Genomic DNA, 26057 nt, shown 5'->3' with positions numbered 1-26057 from the left:
CATGACGCAGCCGATCAAGGACGAAGTTCAAACGCTGCTAAGCGGCCTCGTCACCCCCGATATCGTCGTAGCCAGCACCTCCGTTGCCACCTTGCTAGGCGGCCAGTCGATCCGCGGCAGCGACGACCGCCACATAGAAGGCCGGTTGACCATCCCCGAATACCAGCGCCCTTACCGCTGGCAGATCAAACACCTGCAACGCCTACTGAACGATCTCACCGAATACTTCTCACCGCCTACGGGTGCAACGCCGCCTGAGCACGACTTCTACCTGGGTAGCATCATCGTCCACCAATCGCGCCCGCCAAGAATGCGCACCGACGTCTTGAACATCATAGATGGCCAGCAGCGCCTGATTACCCTGGCATTGCTGGCACATGTGCTGAAGCAACGAGATCTCGCCCAAGGCATCGAATTGGCCTCTCCAGAGTCCCAGACCCGCGCCCTGGGCAATCTGCGCTGGCTTGAGCAACAGCCGTTGCCATCGGTGGACTTCTCGCGGATGAACATCACCTTGGTCGTCACCCGCAGTGAAGATGACGCCTACCGCTTTTTCGAGACGCAGAACACCGGCGGGGTCCGACTGGACGGCCCAGCGATCCTCAAGGCGCATCACTTGCGCGGGGTGTCGCGGCAGGAGCAGGACAAGCACGCGCGGCGCTGGGAGGCCTGGGGCAAGCTGGACGACACGATGGATGCGCTGATGAAGGCGCGTCACTGGCAACAGCTGAAGTGGCGCAGTCTCTCGAGCCACCGCCAGCCACTGCAGATGCGTGAGGAGATCGTCGCGGAGTTGGCCGAGCGCACCGGGCAGGGCCTAGATATGGCGTATCGCACCGCGCGGGTCAGCCATTTTGGCCAGGGCCAGGCTTTGCAGGTGGACAGTGGATACGCGATGCGTCAGCCAATCAATGCCGGTACCAATGCCATTCACTACTTCGATTATTTCCATGAACTGCGTCGGACGGTATTGATCAGGCGTGATGACGACAGCCTTGCGCCTTTTCATCAGCTGTACGACGAGTTGGTGGTTAAGGCCAACGGCAGCGAATTTTTACGCAAGCTATTTGACTGTGCGGTGTTGCTGTATGTCAGCCAGTTTGGTCGACAAGGGCTGTTGGAGGCGGGGTGCTGGTTGTTCAGGGTGATTTTCTCGCCGCGGTTGAGCAATGAAAAGGCCGTGCGTGAAAGCACAGCGCAGAGTTTTGCCAAGCACAATCCGGTGTTGGACTGGATCGCCTACAGCTACACCCATGACGAGCTGATCGAAATCTTGCAGAGGTTCAGTTATTCCATTGCCGAGCGACTGGATGAGAATAGTGTGAAGTACCGGTTCGTGCGTACTGTGCAGGCGTACTTTTCGATGGGCTTGAGCAAGCCGGGCGAAGCGCTTCAGACGGACTTTGATGGTGAACTCAAGCATGTCATCAACCGCATGCTCGAAAAACTCTCCTCCAGCCAGGAAGGTGTGCAATGAGTGCCAGTGTCCGTTCCTATGTCCAGGCGCCAGCCTTGTTGTGCGCTGCAGAGATCACCCTGGTCATCCCCAGCTACCAACGTCCTTATGTCTGGCCGAGCGAGGATGTTGTCGGTCTGTTGGAGCAGATCATGGTGGCCTGCGACACCGACGCGCCGCATTACTATATCGGCACGGTACTGACGTCCGCCGTCACCCCACGCGACTCAGGACACACCCACACTCTCTATGAAGTGATCGACGGTCAGCAGCGCATGACCACCTTGATGCTGCTTGCCCTCGCGCTGACGGCGGTGGTGCCCGACAACGCGCTGGCGAAGTTCATCGTATGGAACAAGCAGCCCCGGCTGACCTTTGCCATTCGTGACGAAGTGCAGCGACTGTTTGCGGCGTGGGCCGGGCTTGATGCCGAGGAAAATACGGGCAGGGCCTCTGAGTCGGACGAAGCTTACATCAAGCACCTGTCCGCTGCCCGCAAGGCGCTTGCCGATCGGTTGGGCGCATTGCGCAGCCAGCGGGGGGAGACGTATCTGGCCGAGGTGGCCGAGTACCTGTATGCGAAGGTGCGATGGGTGAACAACATCATGCCCCCGGGCATGGACCTGAACCGACTGTTTTCGACCATGAACAACAGCGGCGTGCAGTTGGAGCACAGTGACATTCTCAAGTCCCGTCTGCTGGCTGTGATCGAGACGCAGAAGCTGCGCTTCGATGCTATCTGGCAGGCCTGTGAAAACATGGAAGACTTCTTCGAGCGCAATCTGCGCAATGTCTTTCCGGACGCGGATTGGAAACGCCTGAAACAGGATGACCTGGCCAGGCATTGTGTGACGACCTTCCCGCTCAAACGCGTCCCCGCCGGGGATGTGCAGGGTAAGACCATTGCACAGTTAGCCAAACTGTCAGTGGTCGAATCGGACGAGTCCAAAGCACGGCAAGAGCCCGTACGTTATTGTCGCCCGATTATCAGTTTTGGCCTCCTGCTGATGCACGCCTACCGCATCTATCTCAAGGAGCACCGCCAGGACGATGTCGAGGTGCGCCTGCATGACAGTCGGCTCAACGACTACTTTGCCGACTTCATCGCCCACGCCACCGAAAGACAGGCTAAGGCCTTCATCGAATGCCTGTGGGCGGTGCGTTATCAGTTCGACCTGTGGGTAGTAAAATGGCTGCCGGAGCCTGACAGCCAGGTCTGGAATCTGCGTCAAACCAGCGTCAGCCGAAGCCGCTCCGACAACGGCTGGCGGCTTGCCCGCACCCGGCTGGAAAGCAGCGACCTGAGCCAGTTGCAGAGTGTGCGAAACTTCACCGGCGAGCGAAGCGCGCAGTATTGGTTGACGCCGTTTCTCGGGGCGTTGGTGGCTGGCGAGGCAAAGACGCAAGCGCAGGTCGTGGCGCTGCTGGAGCGCATTGACAATCAACTGTCCCTGGCCGAAGACAGTCAGAAGGAAGCCAGTTTTGCGCTGTTGGCCGGTCATGACTTCGCCATGCGGGGCATCGACACAGTTATCGATGACTTGAACGAGCCCAACGGCACTCGCTTCGAGCATTACTGGTTCCAGAAACTGGAATACATTCTCTGGCGAGAGCGCAGCCGCTTCGGTTTCTTTGACGCGTCCAAGCTGGCGGCCTACCGAATCACCTCGAAGAACTCTGTGGAGCATGTCCATCCCCAGCGGGAGGAGTTCGGCGTTGAGTTGGCTAAGGTTCACCTCGACAGCTTTGGCAACCTGGTGCTGCTGAGTCCTGGCGAAAACTCGTCCTATAGCAACCAGCGCGTCGGTAAGAAGCGAGAAGACTTCAAGGGCAAGCCCCGTTACGACTCGCTCAAACTTGCTCACATCTTCAGTGGCAAAGCCGAGATGGAATGGGATGCGCCTGCTATCAACCGGCACCAGGCGCAGATGTTAGTGTTGATCAAGGAGCACTATGACGCGACGGGGACCTAAAGACTGCGCCCGGTCCCACATGACCGAACGCATCACTGGGGAGGGACTGGGCGAAGTTCGGGAAATAGACGACGTAATCTCACACTAAGCATGCCACCGGGATGTCCGCTTCGGGCAGTTCTCTGCCTATCATGATTACGAAGCATGCTGGTCAACTCCGATGCAATCGGTGGTCAGATCGAATGCAAACGGGTGGTCAAGTGGAGTGCAGTATTCCAATTGGTATTCCAACTAAAAATAAAAACAGATATTAATGTTATAAATCAATATCTTACTTAACGAATTCAAATTACCCCGGCCTCCCAGATCACCTGGAGCTCTTCGCCCAGGGCATCTTCATCGATCGAAGCCAGCGTGATGGCATGCTGCTGCACACTGCCCAGTTTGGAAGCATCCACTTCGGCCACCACCCACTGCCGGCGTCTAACTTCGACGAGCTGGCCCGGTTCCGGGATATCGCGGTAGCCGCTGTCTTCCGCCATTGCGGTCATTCTTAACTCCTTAGCACCGTAATCATCTAACTGATGGATACGGATGAGCAAAAGCTTATGCCCGGCGCGTTTTATGGGCGCAAAGCACTAATTCACTTGGGTACAGGTATGGAGTTCGAGGGCTGAAACGGCAGCGTTCGTGCTCGCAGATAACGCTGTAAATCGGTCAACCCTGGGGTACCACGGCCTGCCATGATGCGATGTCCGTCACCTTATCCACTGCCTGAACATGGGTAAAGCCATACTCAATGCTTTTTGCCAGCATGGTCAGTTTGCGGGCGCGCACTTGTCGGACATCGGCGTTTTGGCTACATCGCCGCGCCCTTTGCAGATCAGGCTGATGCGCATGCCCTGCTAGAGCTCGGCGATTCAAAAAGGCTTCACACCGATTCATCAGTCGTCATAGAGCTCCGTATGGTCGATACGCTCCGTCACAGACCGCACAATCGGCCCGATATCGCGATGTGGAACGACACGGGCGATGCTTTCCGCATCCTCCGTCAAACCGATCGCGACGCTGAGCCGGCCTCCGATTTCGATACCGAAGTGCGGGAACTTCGCGCCGAGTGGATCCAGTTCGATGAATCGGAAGCTGCTCGGTAAGTACATCCTTCGCTTCAGATTGAGCTCTCCGGTTTCGATTGCCCGGCGATAGAGTTCACAACTGGATCCGCCGCCGGTGACGAATATCGGCAGCCCTTCACTCCAGGCAGAGCTTCGCGGATCTCCCCGTGAGTTGGTACGGGTGCCATCGGTCACCCCGGCGATGCATCTCGCGACTCGGTTCGCGAACTCCGAGTCGACAGTATCGACATCATCCCGACGCTTGCCGTGTCGTTTCGCGAAGCCATCGGCAGGCTCGACAGGCGCCGCATCGTCCCATGCAAAATCAAGGTCGAGCCTGGAATGACGGTTGTGGTACAGGTAGTGGGTTCCGAGTGGACGGACGGCGGAGAAGAAGATTGGAATTCGCGGCGAGGAGTCGAGATCATTTGGCAAAACGACGTTAAACGTCGCCACATCGAGAGTAGCCGCACCAATATCGACCAGCACGTGCAATCCTTCGCTCACCTGGGGCGAACCGAGGTAACCGGCGATCTGCGCCACGAACTCCGGCACGACGCCCGGCTCCGTCTCGAGGCCGACGTCCGCTTCGCCACTCCTCCACGCGGCAGTGATGTTAGACTCCTGAAGATGGCTTACTCCCGCCAGTTGCCAAGCGGTCCGAGCTATGCGCCGGAAAAGGTCGACGATCTCCGGTCGCTCGTGTGGTTCGGTGGGGCATCCGACGTTCAACTCCCAACGAAGCGAACGGGCCGCTAGTTTCCGCCCGACCTCGGGGTGCTGATAAAGAAACGCCCTGGCGTAGCGAATGACCAATGCGAGATAAGCCAGGGCGGACATCGGGCACTCATCGGAACCTGCCATCTCGATGAGCGGGAGTTTGAGGTTGCCCTGGATATCGGTCTCCGCGAGTCGCCGCCAGAAGTACTCGCCATCCTGTGCACGGTGGACGAAGCCGGGTATCACATATCGCCCGGTTGTCGACTCGTCACCGGTGACCGCGGACCAGTCGACGGGGACTAGGTCGACGCCCGCCCGAATCGCTACTTTCGTGAAGGCGGTTCCGAAATCCACCCCGATTCTGACCACCATGGGCGCCGTTCTCCCACTCTGGTGCTCGGGATGCTGCAACGAGCTACTGGCGTCAGCCCAGCCGGGCATGGCCAAAGAACGTCCCCCATCGATATGTGGCCGAAAGACTGGCGTCGGCTCCGTATGGTTCTGTGTGGGTGATCGCGCATCATCTGATATCTGGGAATTACCCGGCAAATTCTTCGCTGCATCTTCCTTTTGGTTATTCGCACCGGCCCCTCCTCCCTTGGAACACGCCCCGGCAGGAGCGGAAGCTGTCCTTGCGGCAGTGGACCGATTCGGCTTGCAGGAATCTCGACGCCCATGGGTAACCGATGATTTGGAGCCAGAAGGTAGAGTGTCGTCCCCGCTGTTGTCGGAGGCCTCTAACCAAGAAGTAGGGGGAATGAAGTCGACTATCGTCGGCTTTTCTTCCCGCGTCTCGTTCGAATGCTCCCCCTGCAACGTTCGTTTCACGTCCCGTAGCTGTTCCTTCCAGCTCTTCATGGCCTTTCCCCCTCCCGCACTACGTCCACGAGTAAGACGCAGATCTCGCGCGTTTCCGCCGAAAAGGTCTGGCTCTTCCTGATCAGCGTTGCCCGGCGCGTCTCCATCCTCGCCAGAAAGTCCTCCATTTTCTTGCGCTCTGCGTTCGCCAGACCTTTGCGTCGTTTGCCATCCGGGCTGCTCCCATACAGCGAAGCGAATGTCTCGTGACCCTCAATGCGCTTCTCGAATCCGTCACGCTTCTTGCGGACGTGGTCCTCCAATAGCTGCGATAGCACGTCGGCACGATCACGGTTTTCGCGCCGCTTCTCGCCATTGAGTGCCCTGTAGCGATCTCTGAGAATTTCCTCGCATCGCTCTACGGCGGCCACCCCGGACTCCGAAGAGACATCGAGCGCAACCGTCGGCCAGTCGACGCCCGATTTCCTGACCGTATCGAGTAGAGCTTCCGCTACCCGAACATCCAAGGGGGTGTCCCGATCTAGCGCTATGGCGGCGACGAGGAGATGCTCTTCCTCCTTCACGCCCGAAAAACTTGCAAATCGGGTCATCACGGCGTACCGGCCCGCCGTGAGGCCATTGGCGGTGACTCTGGACGCATAGAGCGGAAAGCGAGCCTCGCAGTTTTCGGCCTTGTGTGACAGGAAGCGGACGATCGGATGGAAGCGATGGACGATCTCTTCACCGGGTTTCGGCTTCTCGGTGATTCTGTCGGTAAAGCGGCAACGCCTTGTCTGCCCCGAGCCCAGTCCGGTCTTTCCGACCAGATTCTCCTTTCTGACGAACTCGTCCAACTCCGCCGCCAAGCTCGGGCTCAGACCTATGTCAAAGGTGTCTGGCTCGCCACGTGCAGCAACGACCCGGCAGCCAGGAACAGTCCTGAGGTAACCGTCCACGTATCGAATCAAGTCGTGCCGGGTGACTGTTTTTCCCTCTCCACGCGCCGCCTCAATCTGTGCCAGCAACTGCTGGCCGTGGGCGACCAGTTGGATCGCCTCACGCTCCAGCTCCTCTTGTTTGCGTTTGGAGTTCTCAATCGCGAGTGCCACTTCCTCAATCAGGCGCGTTTCCTCATCGGCCGTCAGGTGCTTGGACAGCAGTACATCCTCGAGACGTCGGACCTTGCCAATGATCTCTTCCGTTTCACCTAGCGCGCTCTCAAAGACCCCTATTCGTTTGGCCAAACGGGTGAGGATCAGGGCGTCGATGGTCTCCTTGTGTACGAAGTTCCAGACCAGGATACGGTTCGACTGTTGCCCGATACGGTCGATACGGCCGATACGCTGCTCAATGCGCATCGGGTTCCACGGCAGGTCGTAGTTGACCACGAGTCTGCAGAACTGCAGATCGACACCCTCTGCCGCCACGTCGGTGCAGACGAGCACACGGCAGGTGCGATGTTCCCGGAACGCGTTGACCACGGCCTCCTTGTCGAACTCCTCTCCCCCCATCAGCAAACCTGCCTCGACGTTCTCGGCGGAAAGTCGATTGACGAGATAGCGGGCCGTGCCCCGGAAGGTCGTGAACACAATCGCCTTGTCCTCACGATCCTCGGCCAGGAACCTTCTCAAAGCATCCTTCAACTCCGCGAATTTCGAATCCTGCCGAGTGAGTTCGCCCGCATCGAACTCGCGGAATACTCGACCGGCCAGATACCGCCTAAGCCCCGACGACGCGTCCCGTACCCGGTCTTCGTCCTCGTCCGCCTCGTCCGACGCGATGGCCATTGCGTCCGCGTCCACCATATCCTCGCGCCAAGTGCGTAGCAGTGCGGCAGGGCTGGAGGCGACCATCCGCTGGGGCGTACTGAGGAGGAAACCGTGTTCGATGCCGTTTATCAGCGCGTATTCCCGCGTACCTTCCGTGATCGCCTGATAAAGCTCGGCTTCAATGGGCGACATCTCCGCCTCGAACACGGTGACGTCGCGCAAGACCCTCTTCATCTCCACCTCACGCTTTCGCGTTCGGGTGACGATGTGTGCGATCAGGTTGAGCCGCTCAATCTTGGCCGCGAATTCGACACGTCTTTCGTTCGTCCATTCGTCGACCGCCTCAGCCTCTTCGATCAGGCGGTCGACGCGTTCGGATCTCTCGAAGTAACGCGACGACTTGATCTTGTGAATCGCCTCCACGATGTCCAGAGCGTCGCTCGATGGGTTGCGCACGATGTCGCTGGCCGCGATTACCGGCCTGTTGGCCAAGACGACGTTCCTGAAATCGTCCGGGAATTCGAAGTGGTCTGGGTCGAGTAAGCGCAGCACGTTGAACAGGTCGTCCGAGCCGAGGTTGATCGGCGTCGCCGACAGCATCACCTGATGCGTGCTGACGTCGCGCAGCAGACTACCGGTTCGCCACGCACCTGTCCCTTCGTTGCGCATGTAGTGCGCTTCGTCGAAGGTCACCATATCAAGCAGGGGCTCCCGGTCGGCATGGCGATAGAGAAGATCGGCGAGCCTGGCCCGGACTGATCGCCGGGACGCGTCGCTCTCGGCGGGATCCCAACCTCCAGGTACACGGATGCCCTGGTAGCTAATGATCCATGCCCGTTCTCGGCGCTCGCTGGACTCGAGCTCCTGCAGGAGCTCGGCCGCGTCGACGACGCGCGCTTCGAGACCGAACCGCGACGACAGCTCAAGCCGCCACTTCTCCCTCAGCATCGCGGGACAAACCACGAGCAGCCGGCGCATGTCGTAACGGGCACGAAACTCGGTCCAGATCAAGCCGGCTTCGATCGTCTTGCCCAGGCCCACCTCGTCCGCAATCAACAGGCCGTTGACCGGTGAATCCAGCAGGGTCAGCAGCGGCTTGTACTGGTGCGGATAGAAGTCAGTCTGGGTTAACCCCATGGCGTAGACGACGTTCGCCAGCCGTCCCTCGAGGTGGACATGCGTGAGCAGCCTTCGCAGGTCGTCCACTCGCCCGTAGTGCCCTTCCTGGATCAGCTCGTAGACGTCGTTGTCGCCCGACTCAGCCGCGACGAGCTCCTCCTCATAATGCCAGTCCAGGCGGCCACTCCAGTTTACCCGGTACTGGGAGCCGGAGGCGCGCAACCGGGTCTGATCGGTGACCGTGCCGGTTTTCGCCGGGTCGTCTATGTGGCGGACGAGTTGTCCTGGACTCCATGGCATATCAGGCTCCCGTCACTATTCGATGAACCGGTACCAGAACTTCACACAAACGTTCCTGTGCATATTCCGCATTCAGCAAGGCCAACTCGAATGTTCGCTGCTCCCTGGTCAGAACGTGCATATATTCTCCTAGGCACATCCAACTGTAGCAGCGATGTATCTCCTCGTAGCTGTCAGCACTACAAGCCCTAGACTGCCTGGGAGATCAGTACGAGAACTTGCTCCCATCTGGGATGCAATCACGGCCTACGCGACCGAGCCGCATAGAAACTGGCCCAGCCGCAGCATGACACCTTCTGCCAGCAGGTTCGCGTGAGCCTGCGCAGGGGATTTTCAGCCCCGACGAGGCCAAGAACGCCAACGGCATACTCTTTGAACTCCCCTCGCGTGATCATCCGCGTTGTACAAGCTGGCCTGAAGCAGGAGTATCGGGAGAGCTTCAGCTACGCCAAAGCCCAAGTGTTACTCCTAGATCTTTGTCGACGAGATAAGTACGCGCCGGATCTGTTTGCACCCGAGCAGTCAGTGAAGTCCAGGCGGCTAGACGAGCGCAAAACGCAGTAGAAAAGCCAGGCGCTGGCGGCTGAACAATGAAGTACACCTGAAAGCGTGTTGCATGACGTGATGGCTGCTGCAAAGGCCTGTCGCCAACAGTAAACCTCACGCCAGTCGACTACAGCCGAACCCCATGATCATGGGTTCGGCTGTAGTCTGTTTGGGGTTTGTTTTTTCAGTTACGGCTACTGTCAAACACGTGATAGCCATTACCAAATGGCTTGGTTGCCGCTTTGCAGAGATAGCTTGCCCTCTCGAATAACGCCGCCTGCCCAACGGGGTCATTACGCTGTATGCGGTACGTAGCATTGTCAGGCACTTCGACTAGACCCTGCACTTCAGCCACCAACAACCTCAGCGCATTGGCCCAAGCCTCTTCCAGTCGGTGAAACATGTTGGAGTTTGCAGAGCCAAGCCTTCCGACTGTATAGAACGCATCCTGATTCAACAGGATGAGCAGGTGGTAATGGTGCACTCGACTGCCCTGCCCCTGCTCTCTAGCCCATACGTAGCGTACCTCGCTGGTATGTGCATGCTTGTTCAGTTGAGTTGCCATATTGCGGTTACTCTCAATCTGGAACTTGAACGACTCCATGAAATCGCCAATCGCAGCATTCGAGTAGGCCTGTTCACTCAACTGAACGTGAGTAGGGAATCGTAGATCACACCGAAATGCGAATACTCGTGGGTACTGACCGAGAGCACGCTCCATAGTCAATTTCAGCTTTGCCAGATGTTCGTATATGAAAGGACCTTTGCTGACCATGACCGGGAGACCCTCAAAGGTCTCACCGCAATGAATGCTCAGGTTTCTGTTGGAAGGATGACGCTGCATGGTTACTACTCCGCTGTTGATTTACATATCAACAACAAGCTGAGTATTTTCTTAACTTATGCACTTGGGTGCACCATCGTTCCCTGGCCTAGGAGTTGGTACCCCTAGGCCTGACTATTCAGTAGCTGTGTTATCCAATGTTTGGCCGCCATCCATTCGATAGATAATGTTTATCTAAAACATAATACCCACACAGAAAGGCTATTGAGCTGTCCAGCAACGCCAGACGCGGGCTAGAGCGTGCTTGCGTGATCAAACCCGCACCGGAAAAGAAATATGGCGAATGCAGGTTGCCCAGCTACCTTGCTTGGCATCTAACTAAGTAGACGGGCACCCGGTACGGCCCACCACTTCAACATCTAAAGACGTCCACGGACGTCTTTTTTTGTGCCTGAAATCCAGTAAATACGGGGCTTTCAGCGCTACGTGGCTCCGCAGAAGTTTTTTGAGTTCCAGCCGTTTTGGTATTCCAGGTGGTATTCCTGGCTCCCCGGCCCTCTATCGATCTGGAAGCGATTAGCGAACGACCGGCAATTGCTGATCGGTCGCTCGACTGGTCGTGGATAGGCTGCCCATCCGTCTCACTTGCTCGCCGTCATCTGTCTCAGCGTGGACATTTTCTTGCTGATGAACCTGCTCGAAGAACACCGCCGCAATGGCAAAAAAAGAAGCAGCCAGTGCGCCGCGGACCCGTATGAGCGGGCTTGCCCGCGATCCAGGCGACGTGGTTTATCAGGCGCACCGCTGTGATGCTTTCGCGGGCAAGCACGCTTCTACAGGTCCGCGGTATGACGTCAATGTCCGCTCTGGCCAAAAGCACCGATGACGACTGGCAGAGCTGGGCCAACAACCGTCTCTTACCCTTGAGTATCTTTCGCAGGGGGCGATCATGAAGCGATTCATTGAAGGTTACGGTACCTCAAATCGACCGGCAAATTCTCGAATGGGTTGTTGCCGACAACCCACCAACTACCGCGAAAGTGTTCGCGGCAGTTGGTGCTGATTGACAGGCGAAACTGCGTCAAGCCCAAGTTGGGATAGTTGCCTGTCGATTAAAGGTAAACCTTCGGGAGCGCTTGCGAAAATGGGCTCCCTTAAAATGGGGTGTCGTGTCGATTAGTACCGATATGTTGCCTGCACTGAAATTCCATTCGCACTGTTTTCGTAACTGGCACTGTATGCAGGTTGAAGACCGGAGGTGTTCCGCTGATTTACCGAGACTTTGGAATCCCAGAGATAACCATAAGCGAAGTCTATCGTCAGATCGGGATTCGGCAAATAAGCGCCGCCCAAGGTCACGGCTTGGCGGTTGCCAACCGGAATGCGCACGCTGCGATCGGCATTTCCTACTGGCGACGGATCATAGGCGTAGCCTGCGCGCATCAGCCATTGCGGGGTTAATTGATAGGATGCGCCAACCGCGGTGGACCAAGTGTCGTGCCAGTTCAATGGTTCGCCCACACTCCCCAGGCCGACACTCTGACCAGCGGCGGAAACATCGCTGTTGATTGCTTCGAACTTGTCGAGCCGGCTCCAACGTTTCCAGGTGGCCCCCAGGTATCCGGTCCAGCGACTATCGAAATGATGGGTGATGGACGTATCTACTGATTCGGGCATAACAATAGCTATCTTGGCGGGATAACTTCCGTCCACCGGGAGAACAGCCGGGGAGCCGGAAACCGTAGTATGCCCTTTGAGTTGATAGCTCACCTTCGAGTGATAGTTAATCCCCCAACTCGTTGCATCACTCAAGTCGACCAAGAGGCCGACGTTGTAGCCCAATGCCGTGTCATCGCCCTTGATGGTGACCCGTGTGTCCTGGCCGTTGTTCAGAGCGCCGGTGGCCAAGTAGTTCTGAAGTTTTGCATCGAAATGGTTTATGGTCGGTCCGCCACCAATGGACAAGTAATCATTGATCCGATAGGCAATGGTGGGCTGCAGGGTCACCTCCTTGGTCGAGCTATAGGAACCATGGTAGCGGCCCTGAAAAGTGCTCTCGTAGTCATTGATCAGACCACTCGGAGCATAGAGGCCAAGACCAATCGAAAGACGATCATCAAGCGGCGTCGACATATAGAAGAAGGGCACTACCCCCAAAGGTACCGAGTTCCCCTTACTTGTTCCTGCAACACTGCTCTGCGCATCACTGATGTCGTTGCTCACCGAGACGACCGCGGCCCCGCCGGAAATTTCACTGCGCTGCAACTTGGTCAAACCTGCAGGGTTTCCGTAGATGGTGCTGGCGTCCAGCGCGGATGACGACCTTCCCGCATAAGCAGTTCCCGCACTGCTGGCACTTTGTTCGTTAAGGGCAATGCCATTGGCTCCTGCAATTGTAGAGGCGCTGAGTAGTGCCATGGTACTGGTGAACTTAATCCACGCCGCACACTTTCGCTGAGCAGAGAGACACGGGATCGCACGGCTATTCAGTTTCATATTCCACCTCTTATTTATTGTTTTTGTTGATTGCACGCAGGCAAGGCTTCGCCTTCCTGTGCACTTGTCAGTGCCGGTTGGAGTTGATCGAAGTTGTGTAAAAGGCCCTGGCTGATTAGTACCAGGGCATGTTTGCTGGACTTACGGAAGCGAATTCGGGCTCATTTAAGCCATTCCACTTGAAAGCTGTAGCGACCTAGAAGGAGGGCCAGGTTTTCCTCATCGGCCCCGGCCCGGATGCATGCGACTAGCCCACGACGACCATCCTGTACCACCTCGACCGCAATCTCCCGCAGACACAGGCGCTCCACTTCCTGCTGGACTACCCTGCCAATCTCACGCTGCTGCAAGGCGGGCTTGAATATCTTGCCCACGGCAGTCAGTGGCAGCGTTTCGAGGATTTCAATGCGCTTGGGAACTGCAGCCCGCTCGCTGATGTTGAGCTGAGCGAACACCTGAAGGTCTTCGGCGTTGCAGGCTTGCCCGGGTCGCAGTTGAACGTAGGCGACCGGCACCTCGCCCGAGTAGGCATCGGGGCTGCCGATTGCAGCGGCTAAGGCTACGGCGGGATGTGCCTGCAGCGCCTCCTCGATTTGCTTGGGATCGATATTGTGGCCGCCACGGATGATCAACTCTTTCTTGCGTCCGGTCAGCCAGAAGTAACCCTGTGCATCCTGGCGACCCAAATCGCCCGTATTCAGCCAGCGCTGACCGTCGATATCGATCCAAAGACCCCGGTTATGACTCTCCTCCAGATAGCCATCGAAGAGGTTCGGACCACTGATCGTGATGACGCCGATTTCATCCACATTGGCGTCACGCAGGTACTCTCCAGAATCATTGAGCAAGACCGCGCGCATATTCTGATAGGCGATCCGTATCCCGATGGAGCCCATACGGCGCTCGCCATGGGGAGGATTGACCGAGGAGACACAGGCGCCTTCCGTGAGGCCATAGCCTTCGAGGATCTTCACCCCGGTCCGGCGCTCGAATTCTCGGAAAAGCTCCGCTGGCATTGGGGCGGCGCCACACATTGCATAGCGAAGACTGGATAGGTCGCGACCCTGCCATTCATTTTGCAAAAGTGCAGCATAGACAGTTGGCACGCCGGAAAAGAAGTTGATACCGAAGTGCTCGACCATCTCCCAGAATCGTGGGATCACCCCCTCGCCACGATACCCGTGAGGCGTCCCAAGGATCACATGGTCGCCTTGAGTCCAAGGCATCAGTCCAGTAACCAGTTGTCCATTGACATGAAATAGTGGCAGACCACAAAAGATAACCTGGCCACCATTGCGCGGCTGCAAGTGAGCGGCCACGGCCCATGCATTGAATACTTCAGAACCATGGGTGCGCGCGGCGATCTTGGGAAGCCCGGTGGTGCCACCGGTACAGATGTAGGAGGAGCATTCATCCGGGCGGATTTGCCGACCGCTCTTCAGGTGCGTGTGCGGCTGAGTATTCATCAGCGATTGCAAATCGTGGATCGCGATACCGCTGTGTAAGTCTCGCTCCTTTAGGGCCGCTGCTCTCAGGGCCTCACGCACAGGTTCGACGACATAGTCCTGCATGCTGACCCAAACGACATGCCTGATTGTTGGTAATTGATCCAGCTGCGAGGCCAATTTTGGCCATAGATCGCTGCCCGCAGTCGGCGCAAGCGTCACCACCACGGTTGCCTTTGCGGCATTCAGCAAGCCAGCCATCTGCTTGGCCTCGAGCAGAGGATTGATCGCCATGACGATGCCTGCCGCCTCGCCGCCCCATATAGTGAAGTGAGTTTCCGGCAAGTTGGGCAGGATGAAGGCAAGCACCTCGCCTGGTTTAATCCCCAGGTCGTGGAAAGCATTCGCCGCGCGGGTTATATCCGCGAAAAGCTCAGAATAGGTCCACTGGTAGATGCGCCTGAAATCGGCGGCATCGGCGAAGAAGCTTAGGGCTGGCGCGTGGGGAGTGCGTTCGACCGCTTGTCGCAACGCGTCGTAGGTACTGGCCGCCAAGCCGCGCTCCGACAAGGGGATTCGTTCGAGACTCTCGATGTCGCTCAGGGTCTGTACCGTCATCAGACTTCCTCCACGACTCGGTTGCGTTGTACGCCGAGGTCGATCACGCCATCGGCGCTGCGAATGCGCGCCTCGACCATGTCACCTGGCTTGAGATACTGCGGCCGGCTCTCCTGCGCCTTGAGGAAAAGCTTCCACTTGGTGGCTTCTGGCATCAGGGCCGCAATGCGCTGTTTGGCAGGCGAAGGTACCGTTAGAGCACAGCCGGCAGGAGTGCCGGTGGCGATCAGGTCTCCAGCGGCGAGATCTTGCAGGGAGGAAAGCTCGGTAAGGGTTTCAGCGGGGCCGTAAACCAGGTTGGCCGTGCTGTCGTTCTGTCGTACCTGATCGTTGACCGTCAGGCGCAGTTGCAGTGCTTTCAGGTAATGCATGTCCTTGGCACCCAGAAGGCAGAGGTAGGGGCCGACCGGGCCAAAAGTGCGGAAGCTCTTGCCCTTGTAGAACTGCATCTGGGGAATCTGAATGTCACGAGCCGAGTAGTCATTGACGATGACGACGCCTGCGATGAACTCATGCAGATTGGCGTCGGTGACAGTAACAGCGCCGGTGATCGCGCGTTTCATCACCAGCCCCAGTTCGATCTCGTAGTCAAGGAAGCGCACGCTGCGCGGCTTGATCAGGTCGCTGTCAGCCGCCACCAGGCAACTCGTCGCCTTGGTGAAGATCATGTTGAATTTCTTCGCATCCGGGTCCATGCCCGACTCGATCATGTGCTGACGGTAGTTGGCGCCCTGGCAGACGAACTGCTGGTTACGGGTCACCGGCGACAGCAGTTTCACTTCGCCTTCATCCAACTCCGCACCTTTCATTCGAGCGAGGTCGTCGAGACTGTTCTGGCGAATGAAGTCACCGGTGGATTCAAAAGCACCGGGGACAACAGTGATACGGCCTTGGCGTAGCACGCCCCAGTGGATACCGTTCTGAAACTCAAAGCGGACTACGTGTACAGCAGACATTGAAGGTACTCCTGGAGCAGCGTTGTCCCGCGCGCGGCGGCGCGAGAACTGTGGTGTTGTTCTGAGGAAGGGCTGGCGGATCTACCCGAACATCCGCATCAGCGTTATCAACTTGCGAACTGTCAGGTCCGGACTGCGTCGCAGGTTACGGATCAGCGCACGCAGACTGGTCAAGTTCATCTTGGGCTTTGTAAAACTCTTGGGCATACGCTGCCCCCACTGCGCCATTGCCTCGGGGCTCACGGGATGAATGCCTGTACGCTGTACGGCCGTGAAGATATCCCCGTCGCAGTAATGCTCGTGCTTATCGCCCCAAGGGTCTTGCCAGTAATCGAAGATCTGACTGCCCAGGATGTGCCGGCCAATTCCCCATGAGTGCTCCCAACCCCGCTCCCGCAGGACGCGCTGCCCCATGCCCACCGCGTCTGCATCGACGACCTCATAGGCGCTATGGCTATAGGTAGCCATGAACCCTTGCGCTATCGCGAGCGTATGGTGAGCCGTTGGAATATCACCGAGGTCAAGGCGCATGAAGGCGACGATAGGTGTGCCGTCGGGGAGTACCTGCACATCGCTGGGAATAAACCCGAAATGCTGCGTATACCAGGCACAGGTCGCCTGGTAGTCGGCCACTTCAATCACGATGTGGCCAAGTTTGAGTACTTCAGGCGGTGCAATCGGCGGGCGCTGCGTGGAGTTGATGCGCGGCTGCTCTTGCGCCAGATTCCAAGGAAGTGGGGCTCTGTGTACCAGCGTTTTACTTTGAGCCTGGTCGCAAACAGCTTCCACAATGAACCCGGAAGGATCGGTCAGCCTGACGCAATGTCCACCTCCAGGATGTACCGATTTCTCGACCGCTGACGCGCCAGGGATTCGAGCCAGCTTTTGCAGATCCTTGAGAGACTGGACTGCCAGTCCGAACCCGACAAAGCGCGCATGTTCTGCACGATGAACACGGTAACAATAGGGAGCCGGTTCAGTGGCGCGCAGATAGAGCGTATCGGCGTTCTGATGACTGACCGTCAAGCCGAAGTCAGTCAGGAAACGCGCCGCCTCGTTCAAGTCCGGCCGTTGAAAGATCAAGTGAGTCAGATCCTGGGCCTTCACCGTCGGCTGCGGATGCCGGGCAGGATGTTGTGTCGCCAACTGGGGCATTTCATTTTTGTTGTTCATTGTTCTTGTTTTCCGGTTTTTCAGGGCAAAGCGATCCCCGACCCCCTGAAAATGCCAGAGGTGTTTTTTGTTGAGTCGGTTACCGCGCTCAGTCGAGAGGGGGAAGTGCCGGCAACTCTTTGGTCGCCAGCGCTCGCGCCTCCCCTGCCGGCACACCCAATGCCCGCAGCACTAGCTCGGCCGTGTCAGAGCCCGATTCGCGCCACGTTCTGTGCCCTTCCAGCACCAGGAAAATTGAGCCGAGGACGCTGCTCGATATTAGCGTCAGTATTGAGAGCAATTGCTCCTGCGCAAACGTGTACCGCCCACTGGAAAGTCCGCTCAGAAGATCCGTAGTCGCTTGGCTGCTAAACATTTCGCGCAGCGAAGAGTTGCTCATGGCGAATTTATGTATGAACGCCCCCCACTGGGGGTCCTCGTGAGCTCGACGAATGAAGAATCGAATGCCATTGGCAAGGCGCTGAGCCGGATCGGAGAGGGAGTTGAAGCTCTTGTTGACGCGCTCATGCATCTCCCTCGCGAGATAGCCGGCGACTTCCTCGAATAGGCTTCCCATGCTGTCGATATTGCTATAGATCGTTCCGCGCGCCACTCCTGCCTCTTGCGCAAGGTCGAGGATGTTCACCTCAGAGGTGCCTTTTTCAGCGAACAGGCGAAAGGCGGCTTGATGAATGCGGCGCTGTATCGGATTTAGGGATTCCACACTCTCTCTCCAGAATTACCTTATGGCCGAATTGAACACTCGTGTTCAGCTGCCGTCAACAAGGATTTTTGAATCAAGAGCGCGCCTCACAATAAAAACCGTTCTATGCCTCATGAATCTGGATGTTATGAGTGATATGGCAGGTCCATGGAGGGTCTTTAGATTTCTACATGTTGACTTAAATGAACACGCGTGTTCATCTGCGTCGTGCTTCTGGCCCATCTTCTCGGTAGGGCCATCAAACCGGCCCATCGATGTAAACCAGGACCTCAATAAACCTGAGGAGCGCCGTGCCTGCGTTGCTCCTCAGGTATTGCCCCTTCGCGGCGGCTGGCCGATTTTTCATTAACTGAAGGACAGAACATGACCGGCTCAAAGCTCTTCGAACCGCTTCGATTGCCTAACGGCACGGTGATTCCAAACCGAATCGCCAAGGCTGCCATGGAGGAGAACCTTGCCAATGAGGATCACGCTCCAGGGGAAGCGCTGGCCAGGCTCTATCGGCGTTGGGCGGACGGTGGAGCCGGTCTGATCATCACTGGCAACGTCATGGTTGATCGCCACGCCTTGACCGGACCGGCTGGCGTGGTGCTTGAGGACGATCGGAACCTGGGCAAATTCACGCTATGGGCCGATGCTTGCCGCAGTCGCGGAGCCCAGGCCTGGATGCAAATCAATCATCCCGGACGGCAGCTATTGGCTTCAATGGGGCAATCGGCACGGGGGCCCTCCGCGGTTGCCGTCGACATTCCCGGTCTATCAAAGGCTTTTGTGCCGCCCAGGGCCTTGAATGAGCAGGAGATCGAAGAGCTGATTGAGCGCTATACCCATGCTGCAGTGCTGGCCGAGCGTGCCGGATTCACCGGCGTGGAGATTCATGCGGCGCATGGCTACCTGTTCAGCCAATTCCTTTCGCCCTTGACCAACCGGCGTAGCGACCGCTGGGGTGGCAGCCTGGAAAATCGTGCGCAAATTCTCCTGCAAACCATCGACGCCATACGTCAGCGAGTGGCACCGACCTTTTGCGTCGCGGTGAAGCTCAATTCCGCGGACTTTCAGCGCGGCGGTTTCGATGCCGAGGATGCGGCTCGCGTGGTGGAAATGCTCAACGCCAAAGCGGTCGACCTGGTCGAGTTGTCAGGTGGCAGCTACGAAAGCCCGGCGATGCAGGGACAGACCCGCGATGGCAGCCGTCTGGCTCGAGAAGCCTATTTTCTCGAGATCGCGCAGAGAATAGGAGAAATAGCGCGCATGCCGCTGATGGTCACCGGCGGCGTGCGTAGAAAGGAGGTCGCGGAGCGAGTGGTGAGCGGCTCGGTGTCGATGGTGGGGCTTGCCACTGCATTGGCAATCGAGCCGGCCCTGCCAAGCCAGTGGATGGCAGGTCAGAACACCGAAGTGGAGCCCATCGTCGTGCGTTGGAAGAACAAGGCGCTGGCATCGCTTGCATTGGCGTCGGTGGTCAAGAAGCAGCTCGGCTTGTTGAGCCAAGGGAAACGGACAAAACCCGGGACGTCGCCACTCTTGGCATTGATCGGCAATCAGCTGAAATCTCGTCGCCAGGCGAAGAACTATCGGCAATGGGTCAGCCAGTCCTAGCGGGTCGAGGATGACATCAGGGTAGCGGCTTGCCGGCGATTCTCTTGGCTTTGGCAGGTGTTACGCCCAGAGCCTTGAGAATCATCTCGGCGACCCGCATATCGTGCTCCGCCACCGTGCGTCCCTCGACAACCGAGCGCATGGCTCCGGTTGTGCAGGATACGACCAAGTCCAGGGCGATCCCTTCGTCCTCGTAAGCGAAAGTGCCCGCGCGCAGACCTTCACGCAGGTCGCCCAGCACATGGTCAGCCAATCGCGAGCGCATGGCCTGATCGGAATGGATGATGCGCAGCAATGCGTTGGCCCATTGATGGTCGTACGCGGCCCGGCATACGAACATGCGCACGCCAATCGAAAGCCGCTGTGCGCCGCAGTGCACGTCCGAGCTCAGGGCGGAAATGGCATCGGAGAACTCGGCCGCCATGGCGATGCCGACCGCCTCGAGTACTTCATCGCGAGTTCGAAAATAGTTGTAGATCGTGCCGTTGGATACCTCGGCCTCTGCGGCGACCTCGAGCAGTGCGATCTCCCCCACCTCCTTGCGTGCGACAAGACGCAATGCCGCGTCCACCAGGCCGCGACGGGTGCGTTCACGCTTCTTGTGGCCTCGAGTGAGAGGCTCTTGCGCAGTTGCTACTGAAGGAAAAATGGGGGACGGCATCTTCAGGCTCTTAATCGAGGTGGTTCGTTGATGGTAATGGAAACGCTATCGGCAGTGACATCTTCGCTGGCCAAAAGACCTCGGCAGTCTCTGAGGAAACTGGCCGCTTCTGCGCCAGGGGCGTGGTGCATGATGATACGGTCGGGGCGAACCGCGACCAGCGTGCCTTTAGCAGCCAGCGGCAGGATGTCATGGTTCAAGTCTTCGATGAAGTCGCAACTGCCGCCTGAGCGCTGGCCGCATGTTCTGATCTGTAAGAAGTGGCCTCCCATTTTTTCCCAGGAAACGATCTGAGCAGGTGTCAGCACTGACAGCGGGTCAACACCGAATCCAACCAGGGTCAGGTTGTCTCCAAGAGCATCGTCGCTCAGCTTGATCTGCTTTTGCATGTTGCGAACCCAGGCCTGGGGAAACAGGCTGCCACGTACCAGCTTGTCGCCCCGACTGTGCTTCACGAACAGACCGTGCTTGAAGATGTTCTTCGGCTTGATGTCCAACTGTTCGAAGTACCTCCGGGTAGCGGGGGTCAACGTCAGCATGCGCATCAGGCCGTGGATGAAGAAAGCTGCGATCTTGTTCTTGGGCATCACCAGGCGGCCCATGAGTTTCGCTAGATTGATCATCGCCTGAGCATGAGGACGGCGCTCTACGTCATAGGTGTCGAGCACCGCAGGCGCGGCATAGCCGCGAAGGACCCAGGCCAGTTTCCAGGCCAGGTTGGCGCCATCTCGAAGTCCCGCTACGAGACCTTGCCCGACAAAAGGGGGCGTGATGTGCGCTGCGTCGCCGGCGAGGAAAACACGTCCCTTGCTGAATCTGTTGCAGCAGCGCGCATGGAATCGATACACAGCCTTGCGCTCGATTTCCAGCTCCCGCGGATTGATCCATGGCGCTATCAGCCGGGCTATGCTTTCCGGGCTTTCCAGCTCTTCACGCGATTCGCCGGGTTGCAGCATGAACTCCCAGCGCTCCCTGCCGCCGGGTGCGGGCATGTGCGGCGTTGGGCGCCGTGGATCGCAGAGAAACTCAATGTGATCAATCGCTGACTTATGCCGGTTCATGACATCGACAATCAGCCAATCCTCCGCATAGGTCTGCCCTTCGAACTCCTGGCCAATCAGTGTTCTGACCCTGGAGCTTGCGCCATCCGCACCGACCACGTACTGGGCGCGAACGGAGTGCGAGTGACCCTCCTGATCCCGTACGGAGGCGACGACGCAGTCCGACTCCTCGACCAGGCTCTCGAGCTCAAAGCCGCCCAGACTGGTCACTGACTTCAGCCGGGAAACCTGGCTGCGCATCGCTCGTTCGAGGTCGGGTTGATAGAAGGTCACAAGCTTGGGATGGCCGTCGATACACCCTGCAGTGTTGGCGCGACCGAATTGCCCGAGAACCGGGGAGTGCATCCTCACTTCAGGGATAGCGATCTTCTCGAAAGCGTCCTCCGACAATCCGGCGAGTTGCAGGATACGCAGCGCCTCGTTGTCCAGGGCAATGGCGCGGGGCATCAGTACGACCTCATGGGTCTTGTCCAGCACCAGTGTCTTTACCCCATAGCGGCCGAGCAGCGCCGCGATTGTCGCACCTACCGGACCGTTACCGACGACCAGCACATCGACGGCGGTAGGAGGCAGTTCGGATACTTTCTTGTTGTTGTTCATATCGAGCCCTTGTTGTGATTGAAGTCGTGGGACGCGCAGGTCTCATCGTCAGGCAATGTGAAGATATGTAAAATTGAGACATATTTCAATATTGATGTTTTTGTCATTAATTTTTGAGGTCATTACCACACCGGTATGAGGCCACGCGGGCTGTGCTGAGAGTGTCAGGAGGCTTGCGAATCGAGCGGTCCGAAGAGATGAATCCCGGATGCCAGAGGAGTGAAGTCACGCTTGCGTCAGTTTCCGACCGGTGAGGCTTGGCTTCTGAGCCGAACAGCGTTGTCATTGGAGCCATGCTTCACAGCGCACAACTATGTTTTAGTCTTCAGGAATCCAACGTGGCGCGTCCGCAGCCCCATCCGAACCCAGTCCAGCTCTGCTTCGTCGACTTCGAGCTCGACGAGGCCAACGCCTGCTTGTCACGTAATGGAGAAGCCGTGGCGTTGGCGCCAACGCCCTTCACCCTGCTTTGCGCACTTGCACGCCAGCCGGGATCGCTGGTGACCAAGGATGCTTTGCTTGATGAAGTGTGGGGGCATCGGTTTGTCAGCGATTCGGTGCTGAAGACGGCCATCAGCGATCTGCGCAAGGTGCTGGGCGACGACCCCAGGCGGCCCCGCTTCATCGAGACTGTGTCGCGGCGCGGCTATCGCTTCATCGCCGCGCCGTCCCCTGCCCCTTCGATGCCGCCTGCATCCACGACGTTACCCGCGGCTGGCGCGCATCCGTCGCCACCATTCATCGGTCGCACCGACGAGGTTTCAAAGCTGCAATGGGCGTGGGAGCGGGCTTACGGTGGCCAACGTGCAGTGGTCTGGCTCGCCGGAGAACCGGGGATTGGCAAGACGACGTTGATCGAACATTTCCTCGCCAGCCTTGGCGGCGGCATCGCCTGCGCACGCGGCCATTGCGTGGAACACTACGGTGCCGGCGAGCCGTACCTGCCGGTGCTGGAGGCGTTGGCCGATCTGTGCCGCAGCGACCCCACCCTGCCGACGCTGTTGCGCGCCGTGGCGCCGACCTGGCTGCTGCAACTGCCGTGGCTGAGCACTATGGAGGAGCGAGATGCATTGCGGCGCGAGCTTGCCGGCGTCGGCCCGGACCGCATGCTGCGAGAAATGGGCGAACTGCTGGACCGCTACACAGAGCAGCGCCCGCTGTTGCTGGTGACCGAAGACCTGCACTGGAGCGATCGGGCGACGGTCCAGCTCATCGACTATCTGGCGCGGCGACGTAGCCCCATGCGGCTTATGTGGCTGTCGAGCTTTCGCCTCGCCGAGGTGGTAGCGCTCGATCATCCGCTCAGCTCGTTGCGCCACGAACTGCGCCTGCAACGCCTGTGCGAGGAAGTGGTGCTCGATCCGTTCTCGGAAACCGAGGTCGCTGACTATGTTGCGCTGCATTCCCTCTCGTTGGCGCAAGATGAAACTTTCGTACGTGCCCTGCACGAGCGCACTGACGGTGTGCCGTTGTTTGTATCGTCAGTCATCAGTGAAGTGATGGACCCAACGGACGACGACGCCACCATCGAGGCTCGGCTGGCAGGATTGGCGGTCCCCGAGAACCTCGCGGCCATCATCGATCACTACATCACCAAGCTCGGGCAGGAGCAGCGTGCGCTGCTCTCGGCGGCAGCGGTGTGCGGAGTCGAATTCCGGATCGAGACGGTTTCGCTGGCCCTCGAGCGCGACCTCGCATCTGTGGCCGACACCTGCGAAGAACTGGTGCGCGAGCAGGTATGGCTCACACGATCGCGGGCCACCGACGTTGAAGAGTCGGTAGAGCTACCCTACTCGTTCCGGCATGCCCTCTTCCGCCAGGTGCTGTACGACCGCACGCCACGCTCATTGCGCACCCACCTCCATCGCCAGGTTGGCGCGGCCCTCGAACGCGAGCGCACAGCCGGTATGCCGGTCGCTGCCTCGGAGCTGGCAATGCACTTCGACCGGGCTCGGCAGCCGATGGTCGCGCTGCGCTACTACGCCGAGGCCGCAGAAGCCGCGCTGCTGCACTTCAGCCCGACCTTGTGCATCGCCCTCACTGAGCGCGCGTTGGTCCTGCTGACGCAGGCACCAGAAGGGACCGAGCGCGATACGCTCGAAATCACCTTGGCCACGCTGCAGGGCGTGTCGGCTTTTCACACGGTCGGTGTCGGCAACGAAGCCAGGAACGCGTTCGAACGCGCGTACACGCTGTTAGCGGATGTACCCGAACATCCAATGCGCGGTCGCCTGCTGCACGGATTCGGCTATCTGCTTGGTCTGCGCGGTGACTATGCGCTGGCGCTGGAGGTGGCGGAACGTGCCGAAGCCCTCTCGTGCGAGGCGAACGATCCAGCGCTCATGCTCGCAGCGTGCATCGTGCAGGGCGAGGTGCATCACCTCCAGGGTCGCACGCAGACAACCCGTAGCTGGCTAGAGCGCGCCCTCGCGATTGCCGAGCCGCTGGACATCGGGGCGAACGAGATTTTTGCGGCCGATCCTCAGGTCATGCTGCACGGTATGCTGGCCATAGAACTCGTGCGTTCTGGCCTGATTGAGCAAGGCCGAGCCCACATGCAGCGGGCGCGGACCCGCGCGCAGGTGCTTCGCCAACCCATGACTTGGCTGGTCGCCACCTGGCAGGAGGTGTTGATCGAGGTGCGGATGGGCAACCCTGTACGTGTAGCAGCGCTGGCTGACGACATGCAGAAGCTGGTCGATGAGTATTCGCTCGCACTGGGGCGTACGGCTTGCCGCTGGTGGCGCGGCTGGGCCGATGCGCGCAATGGTGCGCCGCGCGACGGCTACCGACGCATCCGCGAGGCCTACGAAGAACACACCGGGCTCGGCATGCGCTCCGGTGCCAGCGAGGTGCTCGGCTACGCCGCCGAGGCGTTGCTGCTGGCGGGTGATTGCGACGCCGCGCGAGTCGAGCTAGAGCAAGCACTACGGGTGGGGGAAGAACTGGGCGAGCGCGTATACCTGCCGCAACTGTTGCTACTGGAGGCAGCGATTGCGCGGATGCAGGGCCGGTTCGACGCCGGTAACACTGCGGTTCGGCATGCGATTGAGGAGGCTCGTACCCAGGAAGCACCGTGGCTGGAGCTGCTCGCGCTGGTCGAGCTGTGCGGGCACCACAACGCCACGGCCGAGGATCACCAGGCATTGGCGACGCTGGTTGACCAGTCACCCGAAACTGACGGAACCGAGCTGGTGAAACGTGCACGCTCGCTGCTTCAGGCTGCAAAGCTGGCTTGAAGCGACACGACTTCTGTGCGGGGCAGGCGCAGTCCCGACCGAAGTCTGACCTTTCGCTTACGACTCGACCCAGGGGGCGGCCTACGCTGTCGTCGAACTTTCTTGCCCCCCTGGTCTGCAATGAGCCTGAACCCTGAATCCAAGTACCCGAACCGCCGCTCGTACGTCGTGAAGCTGCGTAGCGATGCCATGCCCGGGGCCCTCGTGGGCCGCCTCGAAAACCTGGTCACCGGGCGTCAGCGCGATTTTTCGTCCGCCGAAGCGTTGCTGGAGTCGATTGACTCGGACCTCGCGTCAGCGGCCGGCGAGCACACGGCAGATGCCGACGGCGAATGACGTCTCCAACATAAATGAGCGCTCGATATGGCGACCGAACGGCGACGCTTCGCTGACGACTTCGCGCACACCGGGCCCTACGCTGATGCCATCTCGAATCTACACGAGTCCAACCCAATGCAGCGACTTCCACCCCCCCATCCGCTGACCCGCTACGCCGGGCAGACAACCTTCCAACATGCCGAACGCCTGGTCGGCGTCGTCGTTGGTGCGGCGCTCGCCGCGTCTATCGCCCTGATCTTGACCGGTTGCTCCACGGAGGTCCTCAAGCCGTCGGTAGACCTGCCGGCAAAGTTCGCCGCAAGCACGGCCTCCGAGATGGAACCCGAAGCCGCGTGGTGGAAGACCTTCAACGACCCGGTGTTGACAGATCTGGTGCGCCGCGCGATGCGCGAGAACCGGGACATCAAGATCGCCGCCGAGCGCGTGCGCGCCGCACGCGCCGGCGAGACGATCAGTCGCTCCTGGCTGTCCCCGAGTGTTGGCGTGTCCGCCTTCGGCGCCAACGGCAGCACCAACTACGACACTGCCAAAAAGCAGGGTTTTCCAGACACCAAGACCGTCGGCGCGGGCCTGGACGTCTCGTGGGAGCTTGACCTGAGCGGACGCCTGCGCGCTGGCGCGACCGCGGCCGAGGCCGAGGCACTGGC

At 58.9% G+C, this 26057-nt stretch carries 17 protein-coding genes; 6 read left to right on the top strand and 11 right to left on the bottom strand.

What is annotated here, in order from left to right:
* Position 1: 1 nt before the first annotated feature.
* Both AC07VR_RS00085 and AC07VR_RS00080 read left to right on the top strand, forming a co-directional pair.
* Entirely contained in the window at positions 2-1477 is a 1476-nt protein-coding gene (locus tag AC07VR_RS00085; protein WP_495010193.1) for a DUF262 domain-containing protein, read from the top strand.
* Complete coding sequence (locus AC07VR_RS00080; RefSeq protein WP_495010192.1) at positions 1474-3429, top strand: DUF262 domain-containing protein; 1956 nt, start codon at positions 1474-1476, stop codon at positions 3427-3429. The genes AC07VR_RS00085 and AC07VR_RS00080 overlap by 4 nt, the downstream gene beginning before the upstream one ends.
* A gap of 284 nt (positions 3430-3713) precedes the next feature.
* Here AC07VR_RS00080 and AC07VR_RS00075 read toward each other — a convergent pair whose 3' ends face one another.
* The 9 genes from AC07VR_RS00075 to AC07VR_RS00035 form a co-directional block, all read right to left on the bottom strand.
* A complete protein-coding gene (locus AC07VR_RS00075) occupies positions 3714-3920 on the bottom strand; it encodes a hypothetical protein (protein WP_495010191.1) in 207 nt (68 codons plus the stop codon).
* Positions 3921-4313: 393 nt separating this feature from the next.
* A complete protein-coding gene (locus tag AC07VR_RS00070; protein WP_495010190.1) occupies positions 4314-5576 on the bottom strand; it encodes a hypothetical protein in 1263 nt (420 codons plus the stop codon).
* A gap of 482 nt (positions 5577-6058) precedes the next feature.
* Complete coding sequence (drmD, locus tag AC07VR_RS00065) at positions 6059-9190, bottom strand: DISARM system SNF2-like helicase DrmD (protein ID WP_495010189.1); 3132 nt, start codon at positions 9188-9190, stop codon at positions 6059-6061.
* A 730-nt stretch (positions 9191-9920) separates the two neighbouring features.
* Positions 9921-10580, bottom strand: coding sequence for an inovirus Gp2 family protein (locus AC07VR_RS00060; protein ID WP_495010188.1), 660 nt, complete (start codon positions 10578-10580; stop codon positions 9921-9923).
* A gap of 1116 nt (positions 10581-11696) precedes the next feature.
* A complete protein-coding gene (locus AC07VR_RS00055; protein ID WP_495010187.1) occupies positions 11697-13016 on the bottom strand; it encodes an outer membrane protein transport protein in 1320 nt (439 codons plus the stop codon).
* Between the two features lie 161 nt (positions 13017-13177).
* On the bottom strand, positions 13178-15079 hold the full coding sequence (locus AC07VR_RS00050) for an acyl-CoA synthetase (RefSeq protein WP_495010186.1): 1902 nt from the start codon (positions 15077-15079) through the stop codon (positions 13178-13180).
* The gene (locus AC07VR_RS00045) at positions 15079-16035 is read right to left on the bottom strand and encodes a fumarylacetoacetate hydrolase family protein (protein WP_495010185.1); all 957 of its coding nucleotides are present in this window, start codon (positions 16033-16035) and stop codon (positions 15079-15081) included. The genes AC07VR_RS00050 and AC07VR_RS00045 overlap by 1 nt, the downstream gene beginning before the upstream one ends.
* An 81-nt stretch (positions 16036-16116) precedes the next feature.
* The gene (locus AC07VR_RS00040; RefSeq protein ID WP_495010184.1) at positions 16117-17208 is read right to left on the bottom strand and encodes a VOC family protein; all 1092 of its coding nucleotides are present in this window, start codon (positions 17206-17208) and stop codon (positions 16117-16119) included.
* 88 nt (positions 17209-17296) lie between these two features.
* On the bottom strand, positions 17297-17911 hold the full coding sequence (locus AC07VR_RS00035; RefSeq protein ID WP_495010183.1) for a TetR/AcrR family transcriptional regulator: 615 nt from the start codon (positions 17909-17911) through the stop codon (positions 17297-17299).
* A 363-nt stretch (positions 17912-18274) separates the two neighbouring features.
* Here AC07VR_RS00035 and AC07VR_RS00030 point away from each other — a divergent pair, with 363 nt between their 5' ends.
* A complete protein-coding gene (locus AC07VR_RS00030; protein ID WP_495010182.1) occupies positions 18275-19510 on the top strand; it encodes an NADH:flavin oxidoreductase/NADH oxidase family protein in 1236 nt (411 codons plus the stop codon).
* A gap of 16 nt (positions 19511-19526) precedes the next feature.
* Here AC07VR_RS00030 and AC07VR_RS00025 read toward each other — a convergent pair whose 3' ends face one another.
* Positions 19527-20171: a TetR/AcrR family transcriptional regulator gene (locus AC07VR_RS00025; RefSeq protein WP_494995375.1), complete on the bottom strand. Its 645-nt coding sequence runs from the start codon at positions 20169-20171 to the stop codon at positions 19527-19529.
* Between the two features lie 2 nt (positions 20172-20173).
* Positions 20174-21832: a bifunctional 3-(3-hydroxy-phenyl)propionate/3-hydroxycinnamic acid hydroxylase MhpA gene (gene mhpA / locus AC07VR_RS00020; RefSeq protein ID WP_495010181.1), complete on the bottom strand. Its 1659-nt coding sequence runs from the start codon at positions 21830-21832 to the stop codon at positions 20174-20176.
* Between the two features lie 338 nt (positions 21833-22170).
* Between mhpA and AC07VR_RS00015 the strand changes: the two genes are divergently transcribed.
* The 3 genes from AC07VR_RS00015 to AC07VR_RS00005 form a co-directional block, all read left to right on the top strand.
* Positions 22171-25071: an AAA family ATPase gene (locus AC07VR_RS00015; protein WP_495010180.1), complete on the top strand. Its 2901-nt coding sequence runs from the start codon at positions 22171-22173 to the stop codon at positions 25069-25071.
* A 120-nt stretch (positions 25072-25191) separates the two neighbouring features.
* Positions 25192-25407 carry a hypothetical protein gene (locus tag AC07VR_RS00010; protein ID WP_494995378.1) on the top strand — a complete coding sequence of 72 codons (216 nt, stop codon included), beginning with the start codon at positions 25192-25194 and terminating at the stop codon, positions 25405-25407.
* 117 nt (positions 25408-25524) lie between these two features.
* A partial coding sequence (locus AC07VR_RS00005) for a TolC family protein (RefSeq protein WP_495010368.1) occupies positions 25525-26057 on the top strand: 533 nt, incomplete at its 3' end.

The organism is Pseudomonas sp. GW821-FHT02H09 (assembly GCF_059421425.1).
Note: the sequence above shows the minus strand (reverse complement) of the source record. Positions and strands in the feature narration are given on the sequence as shown.

Excerpts from the sequence above, each read along its gene's own strand:
- drmD (WP_495010189.1), bottom strand. The coding sequence starts at position 9,190 with ATGCCATGGAGTCCAGGACAACTCGTCCGCCACATAGACGACCCGGCG.
- AC07VR_RS00050 (WP_495010186.1), bottom strand. The coding sequence starts at position 15,079 with ATGACGGTACAGACCCTGAGCGACATCGAGAGTCTCGAACGAATCCCC.
- AC07VR_RS00010 (WP_494995378.1), top strand. The coding sequence starts at position 25,192 with ATGAGCCTGAACCCTGAATCCAAGTACCCGAACCGCCGCTCGTACGTC.
- AC07VR_RS00025 (WP_494995375.1), bottom strand. The coding sequence starts at position 20,171 with ATGCCGTCCCCCATTTTTCCTTCAGTAGCAACTGCGCAAGAGCCTCTC.
- AC07VR_RS00080 (WP_495010192.1), top strand. The coding sequence starts at position 1,474 with ATGAGTGCCAGTGTCCGTTCCTATGTCCAGGCGCCAGCCTTGTTGTGC.
- mhpA (WP_495010181.1), bottom strand. The coding sequence starts at position 21,832 with ATGAACAACAACAAGAAAGTATCCGAACTGCCTCCTACCGCCGTCGAT.
- AC07VR_RS00040 (WP_495010184.1), bottom strand. The coding sequence starts at position 17,208 with ATGAACAACAAAAATGAAATGCCCCAGTTGGCGACACAACATCCTGCC.
- AC07VR_RS00045 (WP_495010185.1), bottom strand. The coding sequence starts at position 16,035 with ATGTCTGCTGTACACGTAGTCCGCTTTGAGTTTCAGAACGGTATCCAC.
- AC07VR_RS00085 (WP_495010193.1), top strand. The coding sequence starts at position 2 with ATGACGCAGCCGATCAAGGACGAAGTTCAAACGCTGCTAAGCGGCCTC.
- AC07VR_RS00060 (WP_495010188.1), bottom strand. The coding sequence starts at position 10,580 with ATGCAGCGTCATCCTTCCAACAGAAACCTGAGCATTCATTGCGGTGAG.
- AC07VR_RS00055 (WP_495010187.1), bottom strand. The coding sequence starts at position 13,016 with ATGAAACTGAATAGCCGTGCGATCCCGTGTCTCTCTGCTCAGCGAAAG.
- AC07VR_RS00070 (WP_495010190.1), bottom strand. The coding sequence starts at position 5,576 with ATGGTGGTCAGAATCGGGGTGGATTTCGGAACCGCCTTCACGAAAGTA.
- AC07VR_RS00075 (WP_495010191.1), bottom strand. The coding sequence starts at position 3,920 with ATGACCGCAATGGCGGAAGACAGCGGCTACCGCGATATCCCGGAACCG.
- AC07VR_RS00030 (WP_495010182.1), top strand. The coding sequence starts at position 18,275 with ATGACCGGCTCAAAGCTCTTCGAACCGCTTCGATTGCCTAACGGCACG.